Raw genomic sequence first — 16,500 nt, forward strand, 5'->3', positions numbered from 1 at the left:
GCGCGTCGCGCTGCAAATCGGTAGCCTGGGAGCCGTCCGCCTTCGATACCCGCATGTAGCCTATCAGCATGTCGTACCTGTCACATATACGTTCGTTTTGTCGAACCATTGCATCGCCCTTTGTGATTGGCGTATAAACACACAAACACCTATTAGCGGAGAACGCTATGAATACCATTCGCTGGAATGTCGCCGTCTCGGCCGACACCGACCAGTCGCTTCGGATGTTTCTGGCCAGCCAGGGCGGCGGCCGTAAGGGCGACCTGTCGCGCTTCATCGAAGAAGCGGTACGGGCACACATCCTGGAGCTGAGCGCTGAGCAGGCCAAGGCCGCTAACGCCCATCTGAGTGAGGCAGAATTGACCAACGCGGTTGACGAAGCGCTCGACTGGGCACGTAAGCGCTGATGCGGGTCGTGTTGGATACCAACATCCTGTTCAGCGCCCTGATCTCGCCACATGGCGCGCCCGATGCGATCTACCGTGCCTGGCGGGCGGCGCGTTTCGAGGTGGTGACCTCGCGGATGCAACTCGATGAAATTCGTCGAGCCAGCCGCTATCCCAAGCTTCAGGCCATCCTACAGCCCGCCAAGGTGGGCGCCATGATCAATAACCTGCAACGGGCTGTGGTACTGGAGCGCCTGACCATCGAGGTCGAAGCCGATGATCCGGATGACTCGTTTTTGCTGGCCATGGCCTTGGCGGGCGATGCGGACTACCTGATAACCGGTGATCGCCGCGCCGGCCTGCTGCAACGCGGGCACATCGAACGCACGCGGATCGTCACGCCCGCCGTGTTCTGCGTCGAGGTGCTGTGATCAATGCCGGTCGGTTTTCTGACTCAAGAGCAACGCGACGGTTTTGGCCGCTATGTTGATTCGCCCAGCCGTGAAGAGCTGGAACGTTACTTCCACCTGAGCGATGAAGACCGTGAAGCCATCCAGGTGCTGCGGGGTAACCATAACCGTCTGGGTTATGCCGTTCTGCTGACCACCGTCCGCTTCGTTGGCGTTCTGCCGGACAAGCCCGCCGCCGTGCCGGTGGAAGTCCTGCAGGTGCTTTGCCGACAACTGGCGATTCCAGACCCCGACTGCCTCCAGCGCTATAGCGATCATCGCCGCTGGATACATGCCACCGATATTCAGAACCGCTTTGGCTATCGTCATTTCACCGATCCGGGCATCGGCTTTCGCTTGAGCCGCTGGCTGTATGCCCTCTGCTGGACGGGCACCGACCGGCCGGGAGTGCTGTTTGAGCGAGCCACCTCGTGGCTGTTCACACAGAAAGTCCTCCTGCCTGGTGTGTCTCAACTAGAGCGCTTTATCGCCCAGTTGCGCAGTCGGGTCGAAGAACGCCTCTGGTTTACGCTGGGCCGCAGCGTGACTGAGGAACAGCGATTGCAACTGCAAGACTTGCTGACGGTGGCCGAAGGCAACCGCAGCTCCCGGCTGGATCAATTGCGCTCCGGCCCGGTCATGGTCAGTGGCCCCGCGTTGATTCGGGCACTGCGCCGGCTCGATGACGTGCGCGGCATCGGCATCACCTTGCCGGCGGCGGCGCACATCCCTCCCAGCCGTATCGCCGCCCTGGCCCGCTTCGCCAACACGGCCAAGGTCACCGCGATTAATCGGCTGCCGGCGTCGCGGCGGATGGCGACACTGGTGGCCTTCGCACTCTGCCTGGAGGCGACTGCGCACGACGACGCACTGGAAGTCCTGGAGGCCTTGCTGCGCGACCTGTTCAGCAACGCGGAGAAGGCCGACAAGAAAGCCCGCATGCGCAGCCTGAAAGACCTGGATCGGTCGGCCGCGACGCTCGCCGCCGCGTGCAAGGTCGTGCTGGACAGCTCGATCAGCGATGACAACGTGCGCGCCCGGCTGTTCAACGACCTGCCGAGGACCACCCTGGAAAAGGCCCTGGAAGAGGTCAACGCGCTGATCCGCCCGGTAGATGACGTCTATTTTCTTGCATTGGAAGCGCGCTACCGCAGCGTGCGCCGCTTCCTGCCCGACCTGCTCAAGCACATCCGCTTCGGCTTCAGCCCGGCCGGCAAGGGCGTGGCGGCTAGTCTGGAGTGGCTGCAACTGAACCTGCCGCGCCGGAAGCCAGAGGATGACGCGCCGCAGGAGATCGTGGCCAAGGCTTGGCAGAAGCACATCACCCGCGAAGATGGCTCCCTCGACATGGGTGCCTATGTGTTCTGCACGCTCGATGCGCTGCGCACGGCCCTGCGCCGCCGCGATGTCTTCGTCTCGCCCAGTTGGCGCTATGCCGACCCGCGCCTTGGCCTGCTCGACGGTGCCGAATGGCTGGCGGCGCGACCGATCATCTGCCGGTCACTGGGCCTGACCATCGACGCCAAAACCACCCTGGACGCCTTGTCCGTCGAGCTGGATGCAACCTGGCTGGCAGTAGCCGCGCGCCTGCCCGACAACCCGGCGATTCAACTGAGCGAGAACACCGAGGGCAAGACCGAACTGTCGCTCGGGGCGCTGGACAAGCTGGACGAGCCCTGCTCGTTGCTGCAACTGCGGGCGGCCGTGTCTGACCTGATGCCGCGTGTCGATCTGCCGGAAATCCTCTTGGAAATCGCCGCCCGCACTGGCTTTTCCGAGGCCTTCACCCATGTCTCCGAACGCAATGCACGCGCCGACAACCTGGTCACCAGCCTCTGCGCGGTGCTGTTGGGCGGGGCCTGCAACACCGGCCTGGAGCCCTTGATCCGCACCGACAACCCGGCGCTGCGCCGTGACCGGCTGTCCTGGGTCAGCCAGAATTATATCCGCGACGACACCCTGTCAGCGGCTAACGCCATCCTGGTCGGAGCGCAAAGCCAACTGGAACTGGCCCAAGTCTGGGGTGGCGGCGAGGTCGCCTCCGCCGATGGCATGCGCTTCGTCGTACCGGTGCGCACCGTGCATGCCGGCCCCAATCCGAAGTATTTCGGCACCGGCCGGGGTGTCACCTGGTACAACCTGATTTCCGACCAATTCTCCGGCCTCAACGCCATCACCGTGCCCGGCACGCTGCGCGACAGCCTGGTGTTGCTGGCGGTCGTGCTGGAACAGCAGACCGAGTTGCAGCCGACGCAAATCATGACCGACACCGGGGCCTACAGCGATGTGGTGTTCGGGCTCTTCCGCCTACTTGGCTACCACTTCAGTCCGCGGCTGGCCGATGTCGGCGGTACCCGCTTCTGGCGCACGCGCCCGGACGCGGACTACGGCAAGCTCAACGGGCTGGCCCGCCAGTCGGTCAAACTCGACCTGATCGCCGAGCACTGGGACGACCTGCTGCGCCTGGCCGGCTCGCTCAAACTCGGCCGGGTGCCGGCGACTGGCATCATGCGCACGCTGCAAACGGGAGATAGACCCACCCGGCTGGCCCAGGCGCTGGCCGAATTCGGGCGGATCGAAAAGACTCTGCACACGTTGACCTATATCGACGACGAGTCCAAGCGCCGCGCCACCCTGACCCAGTTGAACCGAGGCGAAGGCCGGCACAGCCTGGCCCGCGCCGTGTTCCACGGCAAACGCGGCGAGCTCCGCCAGCGCTACCGCGAAGGCCAGGAAGACCAGCTCGGTGCTCTGGGCCTGGTGGTGAACATCATCGTGCTGTGGAACACCCTCTACATGACGGCGGCCGTGGAACGGCTCAAGCAGCACGGCTATCCAGTGCTGGAAGAGGATTTGGCCCGGCTATCGCCGCTGATCTACGAGCACATCAACATGCTCGGGCGGTATTCCTTTGCGGTACCGGAAGAAGTTGCGCGCGGCGAGCTGCGGCCACTGCGTAATCCAGACGACGACCTGTGATCCCCCTAAACGCTATGAGCAACACCCAAGCTGCTGCTGGATCGGCGGGCACTTCACCGAGCCGAACGAACAGAAAACGCAGCAATCCCCTGGGTTGGGGCGCAGCAGCGCCTTGCAGTTGCTGCACTCGTAATAGAACTGGCAGGCGTCCGTGGGCATGGTTTCCGGCTTGGCGAAGCCGCAGCGCGGGCAAGTCAGCACGGACTCAAGGACAATGGCGCTCATCGTGACCTCACTTCTGCACTGTGGAGGGGTATCCCGCGTTCGCGGTCGCCTCAGTCAGTGCCTCGGGCTGGGCCTTATCGGGATCGTAGGTGACGGTCGCCGTCTTCTGGTCGAAATTGACCTGGACGTCACTCACGCCGGACACCTTCTCCAGCGACTTCTTGACCGTGATCGGACAGAGTCCGCACGTCATGTTCTGCACGTCGAGCGTGACGGTTTTCGGGGGAGCCGCCAGCGCCACGAAGGGCAAGGCGAAAAGCACGGCGATCAGCAGTTTGCGCATGGTTAATCTCCTTCAGTAGAACAGCGGGGCGAGCCACGGCACGGCCAATAGGCCGAGCAGCAGCACGCTGACGATCCAGAACACGAGTCGCTGTCGCACGAGCGTGCGCGGATCGGCGCAGGGTGTACCTGGCGTACAAACCTGTGGCACCAGGTAGAGCTTGCGGAATGCCAATCCCAGGAACAGTAGAGTCAACCCGATGAAGAGGGGGCGTAGTGGCTCCATCATGGTCAGAGCGCCCACCCACGTACCGCCGACACCGAGTGCCAACAGCACCAGTGGCCCGACACAGCACACCGACGCACCGATGGCGGTCAGCGAACTCGCGACCAGCGAGCCTTTCCCGGTGAGTTGCATCCCCATTCCCATCTCCTGAGCCTGATTGCCTAGGTGCTATTCTAAACTCCGTACCAAAGTACGGAATCAAGGAGAAAGTGATGGCCACAGAGCTGACCATTGGCAAGCTGGCAGACGCCGCCGGGGTGAACGTCGAGACGATCCGCTACTACCAGCGACGCGGGCTGCTGGATGAACCAGCCAAACCCTTGGGTGGCCATCGGCGCTATCCGGTGGACATGGTGAAGCGACTGCGTTTCATCAAGCGGGCTCAGGCGCTGGGTTTCACGCTCTCGGAAGTCGGTGGACTGCTGACGCTGGATGAGTCGTGCGCCTGTGCCGAAACGCGAGCACGGGCTGCACGCAAGCTCGCGTTGATCGAGCAGAAGATGGCCGACTTGGTCGTCATGCAGCAACTGTTAGGCGAACTGGTGCAGCAATGTTATGCGGGAGACGGCGGAACGATCTGCCCGATCATCGAGGCACTGATCAGAGAGTAATGCCTGGCGGGTGAGCTGGAGATCGGAAAGCCCCTTTACGGTGGGATTCAGAGCTTACGTTGGTTTTTGGTTCCATTGCTCCCCAAACCCCGGAATCAAGGCATTGCTATTCTCGAAAATAGTTCTTGAAATTCTATTCTTGATTGCATATCATCTCAACGAGTTTCGATAAGAAAGGATGCCCATGCGACCGTCTGTTGTGCTTGACATGAAGCGAAGCGCAGTGCGTGAAGCGGTAGGCCGCTTTCGCGCCGCGAACCCGCGCGTCTTCGGCTCGGTGCTGCATGGCACCGACCGGGATGGCAGCGACCTCGACCTGTTGGTCGATGCGCTGCCCGGTGCCACGTTGTTGGACTTGGGCGATTTGGAAGAAGAACTGAAATCGCTGCTCGGCGTTGACGTCGATCTGCTGACTCCCGGCGACCTGCCGCCGAAGTTCCGGGCCAAGGTGCTCGCGGAGGCGCAACCGATATGAGCGAGAACCGCCTGCCCGATTACCTCGACCACATTCAGCAGGCCGCAACCGATGCGCGCAGCTTCGTGGAAGGGATGGCCAAGGACGACTTCTTGGCCGACAAGCGCACCCAGCAGGCCGTCATCATGAGCCTGATCGTCATCGGCGAGGCGGCCACAAAGGTGATGGATGGCTACGTCGAGTTCACCCAGGCGCATGCCGACGTGCCGTGGCGCAGCATGCGCAATATGCGTAATCGCATGGCTCACGGCTATTTCGACATCAACCTCGATGTGGTGTGGGAGACGGTACAGGAATGGCTGCCGGCGTTGCTCCAGCAATTGCCCGCCGTGCGTCAGGATGCCGACGATGAAGACCGTAACGACAAAGGCATGGAGCCATGACCAATCAAGCCGCCGATGTTCGGCCCCTCTGGCGTGTTCGATCCCGCGACCTATGAGCCGCGCTCGGGCAAGACCTTCTGGATGGCCGCAACGGACGAGAGTTCGCTGGTGGGCAAGGAGGCAGCAGCCGACACGCTCATCGGCAACTGCACGACCGCACGACCAGCCTCCCGTTCAAATTCGAGTTAGAACTCATATCCAGCCTGTCTGGGGGCACTGTGAAAGAGGGATCTCCGATGACTGTTGAATCGAGAATATTTTCTGTAGCCGAGTATGTTCAGCCGTCCGAAGGCGAGCCTATTCGTTCCGTTGTGCTTGAAACCCGAGACTCAATTATCGTGGTTTGGCATGTCCATCCCGGGCAGGAAATTGCGGCTCACATTCATCCTCACGGCCAAGACACGTGGACTGTTTTGTCGGGAATGGCTGATTACTTTCAGGGCAATGGGATTGTTCGTGCCCTCAGGGAAGGTGAGATAGCCGTGGCAAGACCGGGCCAAGTGCACGGGGCGCGAAATACAGGTACCGAGCCATTTGTGTTCGTCTCGGTTGTGGCATCAGCCAATGCCGGTTTCGTATTGGCTGAGCGATAGAGCCCAATCTCTGGAGTTGGTCCAATGAGCGGTCGGGGAGATAGGTAACAGACATGCAGCGGACACGGCTGCTAAACCAGGTCGCAAACCTCCTTGCGTCGCAGCGTGCCGCAAGCGACGCGATCAATCGAATGGGGTCGGCATGAGACTGAACACCATCCAGTTCCCGACCGCGTAGCCGCCTGTCCTGCCGATCAGGTCTTGACCATCGACGCCTGGGATCAGTCCTGAATGTTCTTGGAGACCACTACGTTATGAGCCGCAGCCGCCGCAAAACACCCATCGTCGGGCACACGACCTGCGGCAGCGAGCGCGAGGACAAGAAGCTCTGGCATCAGCGCTGGCGCACCCGTGAGCGCACGGCGCTGACCAGCGCGTCGCCCGAAGCCCTGAGCGCCCATCTGCCCCTGCTGGAAAACCAGGCCAGCAGCGTCTGGTCGATGGGCAAGGATGGCCGCTCCTACTGGCCCGTCAAGCGCCAGGCCGCCACGGCGGATCGCATCGCCAATCACAAGGGACGCAACCCGCAAGAACGCGCCTCCCTGAAAAAGCGCCTGCTGCGCAAGTGGATGAGCAAATGAAGCTCTCCTTCCATCAGCACATTGCGCTGTTCTGGATGATCGGTGCTCCGGGCGTCTTCGCGCCCGTGATCGAGAACGCCAAGCGGCCCGATGCCGGCGCCGTCATGGCGTGGGGTGTCGCGATCGTGGCGGTGATGATCCTCTTCACCCCTTTGCTGCTGCGCTGTCCACCATTCCGGCGCTGGTATGGCCGGACGGATGCGCTGTCGGAGCGGCAGCGCCAGGCGCTTGCCGAGCGCGGCCTGCGCCGCTACTACCAGACCGCTTTCGATGACGGCTACGTGCCCCGCGTGATGCCCTACGTGTGGCGCATCATCTGGACGGTCGGCGGGTTGATGGCTGTGACCGCCGTACTGCCTACCAACACCGGACGGCCAGCCTTCGATGCCTTGGTGGTCTTCTCGACCTGGTATCCGATAGGCGTGATGCTGCTGGTTTTCGCGTCGAGGCCCCTTGGCCGGTTGATTCGCCAAAGAGCACAGGAGCGGCGGAAATGAGCACGTCAACCATCGAGGCGCTGGCCAGCGCCTGGGCAAGGATTGCCGAGGAAGCGGAATTCCCCGCTGACTACGAGGGGACTGCCACACCACAAGCGCATCGGGCTAGCGAAGCTATTCAGGAGCAGATTCGGGAGCGCATCGTCGCCACCAACGACATGCGGCTGTTCAGCCTGCTGCACCTGCTGGGTCAGGCGTCGCTGCGCATGGAGCAAGCGCTGTGGCCGGAGGATTACGAGCGGATGACGCGCGAGGTTGAGGAAGCCCTGCGGCAAGCCACCGACGCCAACGCCAGATCGTACACCCACGAAGAAGTGATGCAGGCGATGCAGGAACGCATCGACCGGGCGCGAGACAAGCCATGTTGATTGGCTATGCGCGCGTCTCGACGCAGGATCAGAACCTGGAGCTGCAACGCGAAGCCTTGAGCAAGGCCGGATGTAAAAAGGTCTTCGAGGACAAGGTGAGTGGCACGCGGGCAGACCGGCCTGGCTTGGCCAAGACGCTCGAAATGCTGCGCGAAGGCGATACTTTGGTCGTCTGGAAGCTCGACCGGCTGGGCCGGTCGGTCAAGCAACTGGTCGATCTGGTCGGCGATCTGCACAAGCACGGTGTCCAGTTCAGGAGCCTCACCGACTCCATCGACACCGGCACACCATCCGGGCGGTTCTTCTTCCACGTCATGGCGAGCCTTGCCGAAATGGAGCGCGAGCTGACCGTCGAGCGCACCCGCGCCGGGCTGGAAGTCGCCAAGCAGCTCGGCCGCAAAGGCGGCCGCAAGCCGAAGATGACCGACAGCAAGATCGAGTCGGCCAAGAAGCTGCTGGCCAGCGGGGTGCCGCCCAAGGACGTGGCCAAGAACCTCGGCGTGTCCATTCCGACGCTGTACCGCTGGGTGCCAGCCTCCACGCACGCTTAGCGTGCTTTATTTTCCGTTTTCTGAGACGACCCCTTGTTGGAACCAGGGGTTGCGCACCAGCCAGCGATTGTTGCGCGGGCTAGGGTGAGGCAGGGGGAACGCTTGCGGCCAGTGCTCGCGCCAGGCTTCGACCACCCGGGTGAGCGGCGTCTTGCCAGTACCGAGGTGGTAGTCCATGGCGTAGCTGCCCAGCACGATGACCAGCGACAGGCGCTCGAAACGCTGCATGAAGGCTTCGCGCCAGGCGGGGGGCGCACTCCGGGCGTAGCGGCAGGTCACCGCTTTTGCCGGTGCCCGGATAACAGAAGCCCATGGGCAGAATGGCGATGCGGGTAGGGTCGTAGAAGGTGTCGCGGTCCACGCCCAGCCAGGCGCGCAGACGCGCGCCGCTGGCGTCGTCGAAGGGCACGCCTGAGGCATGGACCCGGGCCCCCGGTGCTTGGCCGGCGATGAGGATGGGCGCACTCGGGTGAAACTGGAAGACCGGCTGCACGCCGTGTGGCAGATGCGGTGCGCAGCGCGTGCAGGCGCGGACGACGGTCAGAAAGGCGTCGAGTGTCGGCATGGCGCGCTTCCGGAAAGGGTGGCTCGCGCAGGACGGAGGTGCCATCCTGCGCGAAGCGTAACCCGGCAGCAAGTCAGTGCTGGGTCAGTGTCGGATAGCCCTGGATGAATACGCGGTCGGTCTTGGCCGCCGGCACATGGCAGCCCATGCAGTCGGCTTCGTAGCTGACGGCGACATTCTTGGCGGGGGCGTCGGCCTTGAACAGCGCCCAGCCCCAGCCGTCGCCCCACAAGGGGTTGCTGGCGAAACGGCCTTTGGCGTCCTTGACCATCACGAACCACACGGCCGCATCGGAACCCCAGACCACAGGGTTGCCAGTGGTCATGGCGCTGGTTTCGAGCTTGCGGATCTCTTTCACCAGCGTGGCGCCGTCCAAGAACTTGCCGGTCTTGCGGTAGTGCTCGGCCGAGGCCTTTTCGGTGTACACATCGTGCAAGCCGCGAGAGGCGGATTTTTCGTCCAACACCGCATATGAGCCCAGGTGGACGAAGTTTGTGCGGAAGTCTGTGGGGCGGCTGATGCCGCCCTGGCTGTCCACATAGGGCGAAAAGTCGCCGGCCGTGACGGCCAGTGGCAGGACGAGGGCGCTGGCGAGCAGAGCGCCGGTGAGTGCGATTTTCATCGTGTTCTCCTTATATGCCTATGGAGATCAGACGGCGACCACGGGGAAATCCACCGTGGTGTCGGCGATGTGGTTGGTGTAGTTGGTGAGCGTGTTCAGCGCGACGTTGGCGATCACTTCCAGTATCAGGCCGTCGTCGAGCCCCGCGCGGCGGTAGTTGGCCATGGCGTCGGCCGACACCACGCCGCGTTGCTCGACCAGCGCGCGGGCAAAGCCGGCGATTGCATCGTCAAGTGCGTTGGCCGCCTGGCCGGTGCGGGCCGCGGCGATGGCCTCTGCCGACAGTCCGGCACCTTTGCCGATCAGGGTGTGTGCGCTCAGGCAATACTGGCAGCGATTGGCTTGACCGGCAGCGAGCGCAACGATCTCGCGCTGGGAGGCATTCAGGCGGCCGGTGCCCAGCGTTTCGGACAAGCCGAGGTAGCCATTGAGCGCCGCCGGCGCGTGGGCCAGCGTGGCGAACAGGTTCGGCACCATGCCAAGCTTGGCTTTGACGGCCTTGAGTGTGGCAGCGGTAGCGGCGTCAGCGGTGTCGATGGTCAGGGGGGCGATTTGGGTCATGTCTATCTCCGTAGTGGGTGAGGTGCAAGAGCACGTGGGCATGATCGCCCTTTGTTTGGTACGATATGGCACGTAAAGTATCAAATACGTAACCTATCGTCTTATATGGAGAGTGGAATGGCGGATCGACTGGCCGGCTTGCTCCGGCACTACTCGCTTTCGGCGCGCGTTTTTCACAGCGGCGCCTTCTGTGGGCAGCATCATTACGCGGCGCCGCATGGCTATATCCATCTGGTGCGGCGCGGCCCGATTACGGCGCGTTCGCCCGTGCATGAAGATCTGCTGGTTACCGAGCCGAGCCTGCTGTTTTATCCGCGCGTGGCGTCGCATCGTTTTGTCGCCGCCCCCGGCGATACCGCTGAGCTGTTGTGTGCGGAGGTCGACCTGGGCGCTTCGACGGGCAATCCGTTGGCCATGGCCTTGCCGTCGATGCTGCTGATTCCGTTGGCGGACTTGCCCGGCCTCGGGCCGACGCTAGAGTTGCTGTTTGCCGAAGCCGAGCGCGACCAGTGCGGTCGGCAGGCCGCCATCGACCGCTTGTGCGAGTTGCTACTGATCCAGTTGCTGCGTTATCTGATGGATGGGCGGCTTGGCGCCACCGGACTGCTGGCGGGCCTGGCCGACCCGAAACTCGCGCGCGCCATAACCGCCATGCACGATGCGCCGCAGACCGCGTGGTCGCTCGAGGCGCTGGCGGCGAAGGCGGGCATGTCACGCGCGCGCTTCGCCGCCGCGTTCAAGGACGCGGTGGGCGTCACGCCGGGCGACTATCTGGCCGACTGGCGGATGAACGTCAGTTGCACCCTGCTCAAGCAGGGGCGGCCGGTGGCGGTGGTGGCCGACCGCGTCGGCTACGGCAGCCCGAACGCTCTGGCGCGCGCCTTCCGCGTGCGCATGGGCTGCGCCCCGCGCGACTGGCTGGCGCAGCAGCGCGGTGACGCGGCGCTCAGCGGTTCGTGAGTTTGAGTTCGATTCGCCGGTTCTTGGCGTAGGCGGCGCCGGTGTTGCGCTCGTCGAGCGGGTGAAATTCGCATCACGCCGGAACAACTGGCGGAACTCCAGGTGGCGATCCGTCAACGGCTGGTCAGTCTGTTCGTGCGGCGCGGCCGGCTGGACAAGGCTGAGTCAGTGGCGCAGGTAGCTGGATGACGCTGTCCCGCCCTGAGCCGACGCTCACAGGCGGGGATTTCCAGTGTCGTCATTGTCGGCTATTGGCCGGTTTCGGCCCGTGGCCACCGGCAGCTATGGATTGAATCCGGCCAGTCGTGACTGGCAACAGCCGAACCATCGTGGACCACTGAGAGCTAGATGAGTGGAAGCTTCGAATCGTCACCGCCAATCAGCTACTGCCGTTTTGTTGTAATCAAAGGGGAGACTTCTTCTTTCTATGCAGAGACTTTTCGGACTGCGTGGTGGTGGCCGTCCACCACGCTCCCGGCGACCATCCAGCCGGCAAGCAGGGCGATGTGTTCGCGGTCGAGATCAGGGTAGCGCATGTCCTGCCTTGGCCTGAACGACGACCCGGTGTTCCAGTACAAAGAGCCTCTTTCGTTCCAGGTCGCGACCGATGATCAGGCTGAGACGGACCACTTGTGAGCGCGATCATTAACAATGTGGCCAGGTGAGCGCGTATGGCTGGCACAGGGACGAGTGGGTGTTTCGTGGTAGATCTCCCTACATATCCTGACGGCTGCAATACCCAGCCCTGATCGAGCGGCAGCAACGCGTTCGTTCGAGGCCATTGATGGCAGGACGAAGATCGACTTTGCCGCGATCGAGGCTGCGCTGAAGGCTTAATCTCCAGCGTCTGAATCCAGCCCCAATGACTGAGCCTGCCTCACACCACATGTGATTCTGAGGCTGCTGCGGCCTCTCCGCGTGACTCGCAGAGTTCCGTGCTGTGATCCTCCTCTGTTGCGACTCGGTCAAGCTAAATGCAATCGTTGGTCAGGAGCTTCTATAAAACGCAGGCATAATCTTGTTATGATATAGCTGGCTTCAAACTCGGCAGATGATACTGACTTATAGATTTACTTAAGAGTGTATGTCGTATATTAAATACGTGGCCTCAATGTTGTGCTTTGCTTCGAATTGTTTATGCGTCCGATTTTGGTAGTGTCTAACTATCTCAATTCTTCGCAAGTGGTGCGGGATGTTGCAAGGTGGGCGAGGTTTTTATAGTAAACTGGGCTTGTAAATATTTAATTGGAAGCTAGTGTATATGATGATGGGCGAACAGGTATCTCAGATTAATAAAGCTGCGGAACTTCGTCGTAAAAAGCTGCGCGGCAATGTGGGCAAGGCTGTTGTAGATTATGCAATGATCGAAGATGGCGACAAAGTTATGGCCTGCGTAAGTGGTGGCAAAGATTCATTCGTTATGCTTGACGCTTTGCTGCACTTGCAGAGAGTTGCGCAAATAAAATTCAGTGTTGTGGCGGTTAATCTTGATCAGAAGCAACCTGGCTTTCCGGAGCATATATTGCCTGAGTTTTTCGAGGCTAAAGGGATTGATTATTATATAATCGACAAGGATACTTATTCCGTTGTCAAGAGTAAGATCCCAGAAGGTAAGACTACTTGTTCTCTTTGCTCTAGACTCAGAAGGGGCACGCTTTATAGTTTTGCTGAGGAAATTGGGGCTACTAAATTGGCACTCGGTCATCATATGGATGACATGGTTGAAACTTTGTTTCTGAACATGTTTTTCCAAGCGCAATTGAAAGGGATGCCTCCTAAGCTTCTTAGCGATGACAAGAGGAATATAGTCATCCGGCCACTCGCCTACTGTCGCGAGAAAGATATAGCAAAGGTCGCTGCCGATAGCGCATATCCAATCATTCCGTGTAATCTCTGCGGATCGCAAGAGAATTTGCAGAGGAAAAAAATCAAGTCGATGATTGCGGAGTGGGATTCGGTAAATCCTGGCTGCGTAGAAAACATCTTTCACAGCTTACAAAACGTAAGTCCTTCCCAGTTAGCTGATCGCAGTCTCTTCGATTTTATAGATCTATCCATTGATAGATCGGATGTCCGGCCGCCCTACGAATTCGAAGCAGCCGAGGTTTCATCATCCAGTGTTGAAGGCCGGATTGATGTCGTTCGGATTTTGTAAAGGTTGAAGGTGGTTTTTCGGGAGGTATGAGGGTTTTTAGAGCTCAGGAAGACGCCAAATTTACATTTTTGCCTTTTTCTGTAAAGCCTGAATGCTATTTAATTTATTTAAAATCAATAGGTTACGTTTATGGTGGTGCTGTAAAATTTTGTTTCTTAGCCTATAAGGGAAGGACAGCTACACCATGCTGGACGTGCTGCTGTACCTGCAGAAGGTCGCGCCGATCAAGTTCGAGATCGTCGCCGTGAACATGGACCAGAAACAGCCGGGCTTCCCCGAGCACGTGCTGCCGCAGTATCTGGAATCCATCGGCGTGCCGTACCACATCATCGAGAAGGACACCTACTCGGTGGTGAAGGAGAAGATCCCGGAGGGCAAGACCACCTGCTCGCTGTGCTCGCGCCTGCGCCGGGGCACTCTTTATACGTACGCCGACGAGATCGGGGCGACCAAGATGGCGCTGGGGCACCACCGCGACGACATCCTGGAGACCTTCTTCCTCAACATGTTCTACGGCGGCACCCTGAAGGCGATGCCGCCGAAGCTGCTGGCCGACGACGGGCGCAACGTGGTGATCCGTCCGCTGGCGTACTGCAACGAGGCGGACATCGAGGCCTACTCGCGCCTGAAGGAGTTCCCGATCATCCCGTGCAACCTGTGCGGCTCCCAGGAGAACCTGCAGCGCCAGGTGGTGAAGGAGATGCTCAACGAGTGGGAGCGCAAGTCGCCGGGGCGCACCGAGATCATGTTCCGCGCCCTGCAGAACGTGGTGCCGTCGCAGCTGGCGGACCGCAACCTGTTCGACTTCGTCAACCTGCGCATCGACGAGACCGCCACGCCCCGTACCCTCGACCTGGTGAACCTCTGACGGAGCGCCTGCATGCGTGACTATCGTTGGCTGCACGAGTACTGCCTGAACCGCTTCGGTTCCGCCGAGGCGCTGGAGGCGCGCCTGCCGCAGCCCCGCTCCGACGGGGAGCTGCGCTCGATCCCCGATGACCGCTACCTGTCGCTGCTGGCGCTGCGGGTGTTCCGTGCCGGGCTCAAGCACAGCCTGGTGGATGCCAAGTGGCCGGCCTTCGAAGAGGTGTTCTTCGGCTTCGACCCGCAGAAGGTGGTGCTGATGAGCGCCGAGCACCTGGAGCGGCTGATGCAGGACACCCGGCTGATCCGCCACCTGGGCAAGCTCAAGAGCGTGCCGCGCAACGCCCAGTTCGTGCTGGACGTGGTGCGGGAGAAGGGCAGCTTCGGGGCGCTGATCGCCGACTGGCCGGTGACCGATGTGGTCGGCCTGTGGAAGTACCTGGCCAAGCACGGCAACCAGTTGGGCGGGCTGTCGGCGCCGCGCTTCCTGCGGATGGCCGGCAAGGACACCTTCATCCCCACCGACGACATGATGGCGGCGCTGAAGGCCCAGGGCGTGATCGACAAGGCGCCCACCAGCCAGAAAGACCTGGCCCTGGTGCAGGCCGCGTTCAACCGCTGGCACGAGGAAAGCGGCCGACCGCTGTGCCAGCTTTCGGTGATGCTGGCGCATACCGTCAACCATTGATCGAGGCCGCAAGGCCAGGGAGTGCAGCCGATGGACCTGAGCAGCCGAATCCGCCGCGTCGCCGAGGCCCTGTCGCGGGCTGAGCGCATCCTGGTGATCACGGGGGCTGGCCTTTCGGCGGACTCCGGCCTGCCGACCTACCGCGGGCTGGGCGGGCTCTACAACGGCGTGACGGAGGAGGGCATCCCGATCGAGGAGGCCATCTCCGGGCCGATGCTGCAGCGCGACCCGGCGTTGTGCTGGAAGTACCTCGCCCTGCTGGGGCGCGCCTGCCTGGCTGCCCGCCCCAATGGAGGGCACCGAGCCATCGCCCGCTTGCAGGCGCTCAAGCCCCAGTGCTGGGTGCTGACCCAGAACATCGACGGCTATCACCGCCAGGCGGGCTCGCCGGCGGAGCGGCTGATCGAGATCCACGGGGAGATGGCGCCGCTGTTCTGCCAGTCCTGCGGCCGGGAGAGCGACCACGTGTCGCAGTACCTGGAACGGGAATTGCCTCCCCGTTGCGACGGGTGCGGTGGTATCCTCCGCCCCCCTGTCGTGCTGTTCGGCGAAATGTTGCCGGAACACGCCATCGACACTCTCTACGCGCAACTGCGCCAGGGCTTCGATGCGGTGCTTGCAGTGGGCACCACGGCTGGCTTCCCGTACATTTCCGAGCCCGTCCTGCGCACGCGCCAGCAGGGCGGCTTCACGGCGGAGATCAATCCCGCCGTCACCGATCTCTCCCCCGTCGTCGATGTTCATCTCAAGGGTCGCGCCTTAGATGTTCTGGAAGAACTCCTGAGTCACATTTCGATCGATTAAATTTGCAAATCAGATCGATAGAGGGCATAGTCGCGCCTTCATTTAAAAATTCGACACGGTCGTGCCCATGCTCAAGCGCTTCGCACCCCTCGTGCCCCTCGCATTCGCTATTTTGTTGACCGCCTGCGCCGGTGTTTCGCCCAAGCCGCAATCGGTCGCCATCCAGGAACCCCAGGTCGAAGAACCTACCGACCAGGAACTGGCTGATTTCACCGACGACAAGCCCTACGAGCTGCCGTCGCTGGCTGATGGCCTCCTGGAACGTGGCTTCGAACTGATCGGCACGCCCTACCGCTTCGGTGGCCGTTCCGAGAAGACCGGTTTCGATTGCAGCGGTTTCGTCGGCTTCCTGTTCAAGGAAGAGGCGGGCATCCAGCTGCCGCGCTCCACGCGCGAAATGATCAACCTCGACGCCCCGCTGGTTTCCCGCAATGAGCTGAAGCCCGGCGACATCGTCTTCTTCAACAACCGTGGCCGTGGTCGCGTCAGCCATGCCGGTATCTACATCGGCGACGACCAGTTCATCCACTCCTCCAGCCACCGCAGTGGCGGTGTGCGGGTCGACAGCCTGGATGACCGCTACTGGAGCGCCAGCTACATGGAAGCCAAGCGCGTACTCGCCCAGGCTTCCCCGCAGCCGACCCATCCGCTGCACCGCTGATCGATCGGCTTCAC

General features: G+C 61.6%; 22 protein-coding genes and 3 pseudogenes. 18 read left to right on the forward strand and 7 right to left on the reverse strand.

All coding sequences use genetic code 11. The features are described from left to right. Positions 1-167: 167 nt before the first annotated feature. The 3 genes from BM198_RS11230 to BM198_RS11240 are packed head-to-tail and all read left to right on the forward strand — an operon-like array spanning position 168 to position 3,814. Positions 168-407 carry a ribbon-helix-helix domain-containing protein gene (locus BM198_RS11230; protein WP_003089107.1) on the forward strand — a complete coding sequence of 80 codons (240 nt, stop codon included), beginning with the start codon at positions 168-170 and terminating at the stop codon, positions 405-407. After that, on the forward strand, positions 407-817 hold the full coding sequence (locus BM198_RS11235; protein WP_003463562.1) for a putative toxin-antitoxin system toxin component, PIN family: 411 nt from the start codon (positions 407-409) through the stop codon (positions 815-817). The genes BM198_RS11230 and BM198_RS11235 overlap by 1 nt, the downstream gene beginning before the upstream one ends. Before the next feature lie 3 nt (positions 818-820). Next, the gene (locus tag BM198_RS11240; protein WP_003299771.1) at positions 821-3,814 is read left to right on the forward strand and encodes a Tn3 family transposase; all 2,994 of its coding nucleotides are present in this window, start codon (positions 821-823) and stop codon (positions 3,812-3,814) included. A 12-nt stretch (positions 3,815-3,826) separates the two neighbouring features. Here the strand turns inward: BM198_RS11240 and BM198_RS30455 are convergent, their stop codons facing one another. From BM198_RS30455 to BM198_RS11255, 3 genes are read right to left on the reverse strand one after another with little or no spacing between them, the layout of a single operon-like run. Continuing rightward, on the reverse strand, positions 3,827-4,039 hold the full coding sequence (locus BM198_RS30455; RefSeq protein WP_003089113.1) for a GDCCVxC domain-containing (seleno)protein: 213 nt from the start codon (positions 4,037-4,039) through the stop codon (positions 3,827-3,829). 7 nt (positions 4,040-4,046) lie between these two features. After that, the gene (gene merP, locus BM198_RS11250; protein ID WP_003150552.1) at positions 4,047-4,322 is read right to left on the reverse strand and encodes a mercury resistance system periplasmic binding protein MerP; all 276 of its coding nucleotides are present in this window, start codon (positions 4,320-4,322) and stop codon (positions 4,047-4,049) included. 12 nt (positions 4,323-4,334) lie between these two features. Next, positions 4,335-4,685, reverse strand: a complete 351-nt coding sequence (locus BM198_RS11255; protein WP_003089115.1) for a mercuric transporter MerT family protein — start codon at positions 4,683-4,685, stop codon at positions 4,335-4,337. Between the two features lie 74 nt (positions 4,686-4,759). Between BM198_RS11255 and merR the strand changes: the two genes are divergently transcribed. From merR to BM198_RS11295, 8 genes are all read left to right on the forward strand, one after another. Beyond that, positions 4,760-5,158, forward strand: coding sequence for an Hg(II)-responsive transcriptional regulator (gene merR, locus BM198_RS11260; RefSeq protein ID WP_010466370.1), 399 nt, complete (start codon positions 4,760-4,762; stop codon positions 5,156-5,158). A gap of 208 nt (positions 5,159-5,366) precedes the next feature. After that, a complete protein-coding gene (locus tag BM198_RS11265; RefSeq protein ID WP_016487057.1) occupies positions 5,367-5,633 on the forward strand; it encodes a nucleotidyltransferase family protein in 267 nt (88 codons plus the stop codon). Beyond that, positions 5,630-6,016 carry a HepT-like ribonuclease domain-containing protein gene (locus tag BM198_RS11270; protein WP_003100872.1) on the forward strand — a complete coding sequence of 129 codons (387 nt, stop codon included), beginning with the start codon at positions 5,630-5,632 and terminating at the stop codon, positions 6,014-6,016. The genes BM198_RS11265 and BM198_RS11270 overlap by 4 nt, the downstream gene beginning before the upstream one ends. A 236-nt stretch (positions 6,017-6,252) precedes the next feature. Continuing rightward, positions 6,253-6,609 carry a cupin domain-containing protein gene (locus BM198_RS11275; protein WP_003465043.1) on the forward strand — a complete coding sequence of 119 codons (357 nt, stop codon included), beginning with the start codon at positions 6,253-6,255 and terminating at the stop codon, positions 6,607-6,609. 254 nt (positions 6,610-6,863) lie between these two features. Further along, positions 6,864-7,190: a hypothetical protein gene (locus BM198_RS11280; protein ID WP_003100858.1), complete on the forward strand. Its 327-nt coding sequence runs from the start codon at positions 6,864-6,866 to the stop codon at positions 7,188-7,190. Next, the gene (locus BM198_RS11285; RefSeq protein WP_003100856.1) at positions 7,187-7,687 is read left to right on the forward strand and encodes a hypothetical protein; all 501 of its coding nucleotides are present in this window, start codon (positions 7,187-7,189) and stop codon (positions 7,685-7,687) included. Before BM198_RS11280 ends, BM198_RS11285 begins: the two co-directional genes overlap by 4 nt. Beyond that, positions 7,684-8,055: a hypothetical protein gene (locus BM198_RS11290; RefSeq protein WP_003100853.1), complete on the forward strand. Its 372-nt coding sequence runs from the start codon at positions 7,684-7,686 to the stop codon at positions 8,053-8,055. The genes BM198_RS11285 and BM198_RS11290 overlap by 4 nt, the downstream gene beginning before the upstream one ends. Beyond that, complete coding sequence (locus BM198_RS11295) at positions 8,049-8,606, forward strand: recombinase family protein (protein WP_003100847.1); 558 nt, start codon at positions 8,049-8,051, stop codon at positions 8,604-8,606. The genes BM198_RS11290 and BM198_RS11295 overlap by 7 nt, the downstream gene beginning before the upstream one ends. A 6-nt stretch (positions 8,607-8,612) precedes the next feature. On the opposite strand, the gene BM198_RS30295 is transcribed toward BM198_RS11295, so the two are convergent. From BM198_RS30295 to BM198_RS11315, 4 genes and pseudogenes are all read right to left on the reverse strand, one after another. After that, positions 8,613-8,834, reverse strand: coding sequence for a uracil-DNA glycosylase family protein (locus tag BM198_RS30295; RefSeq protein WP_043244964.1), 222 nt, complete (start codon positions 8,832-8,834; stop codon positions 8,613-8,615). A gap of 61 nt (positions 8,835-8,895) precedes the next feature. Then, positions 8,896-9,216 (reverse strand): annotated as a pseudogene (locus BM198_RS30460) (uracil-DNA glycosylase family protein); the annotation flags it as partial. A gap of 28 nt (positions 9,217-9,244) precedes the next feature. Next, complete coding sequence (locus BM198_RS11310) at positions 9,245-9,793, reverse strand: cytochrome P460 family protein (RefSeq protein ID WP_003465000.1); 549 nt, start codon at positions 9,791-9,793, stop codon at positions 9,245-9,247. Positions 9,794-9,820: 27 nt separating this feature from the next. Further along, positions 9,821-10,354, reverse strand: coding sequence for a carboxymuconolactone decarboxylase family protein (locus BM198_RS11315; RefSeq protein ID WP_020309197.1), 534 nt, complete (start codon positions 10,352-10,354; stop codon positions 9,821-9,823). A gap of 117 nt (positions 10,355-10,471) precedes the next feature. Between BM198_RS11315 and BM198_RS11320 the strand changes: the two genes are divergently transcribed. The 7 genes and pseudogenes from BM198_RS11320 (at position 10,472) to BM198_RS11350 (ending at position 16,486) form a co-directional block, all read left to right on the forward strand. Further along, positions 10,472-11,314 carry a helix-turn-helix transcriptional regulator gene (locus tag BM198_RS11320; RefSeq protein ID WP_023444849.1) on the forward strand — a complete coding sequence of 281 codons (843 nt, stop codon included), beginning with the start codon at positions 10,472-10,474 and terminating at the stop codon, positions 11,312-11,314. Positions 11,315-11,692: 378 nt separating this feature from the next. Then, a pseudogene (locus BM198_RS30770) lies at positions 11,693-12,151 on the forward strand (VOC family protein). 430 nt (positions 12,152-12,581) lie between these two features. Further along, positions 12,582-13,469, forward strand: a complete 888-nt coding sequence (gene ttcA, locus BM198_RS11330; protein WP_371320280.1) for a tRNA 2-thiocytidine(32) synthetase TtcA — start codon at positions 12,582-12,584, stop codon at positions 13,467-13,469. A 166-nt stretch (positions 13,470-13,635) separates the two neighbouring features. Further along, positions 13,636-14,337: pseudogene (gene ttcA, locus BM198_RS11335) on the forward strand (tRNA 2-thiocytidine(32) synthetase TtcA); the annotation flags it as partial. Between the two features lie 12 nt (positions 14,338-14,349). Further along, positions 14,350-15,021, forward strand: coding sequence for a DNA-3-methyladenine glycosylase I (locus tag BM198_RS11340; protein WP_074970016.1), 672 nt, complete (start codon positions 14,350-14,352; stop codon positions 15,019-15,021). A 30-nt stretch (positions 15,022-15,051) separates the two neighbouring features. Beyond that, entirely contained in the window at positions 15,052-15,825 is a 774-nt protein-coding gene (locus BM198_RS11345) for an NAD-dependent deacylase (protein WP_044412566.1), read from the forward strand. Between the two features lie 67 nt (positions 15,826-15,892). Next, positions 15,893-16,486, forward strand: a complete 594-nt coding sequence (locus BM198_RS11350) for a C40 family peptidase (RefSeq protein WP_044412563.1) — start codon at positions 15,893-15,895, stop codon at positions 16,484-16,486. Positions 16,487-16,500 lie beyond the last annotated feature (14 nt).

This window comes from Metapseudomonas otitidis, assembly GCF_900111835.1.
Classification (GTDB): domain Bacteria; phylum Pseudomonadota; class Gammaproteobacteria; order Pseudomonadales; family Pseudomonadaceae; genus Metapseudomonas; species Metapseudomonas otitidis.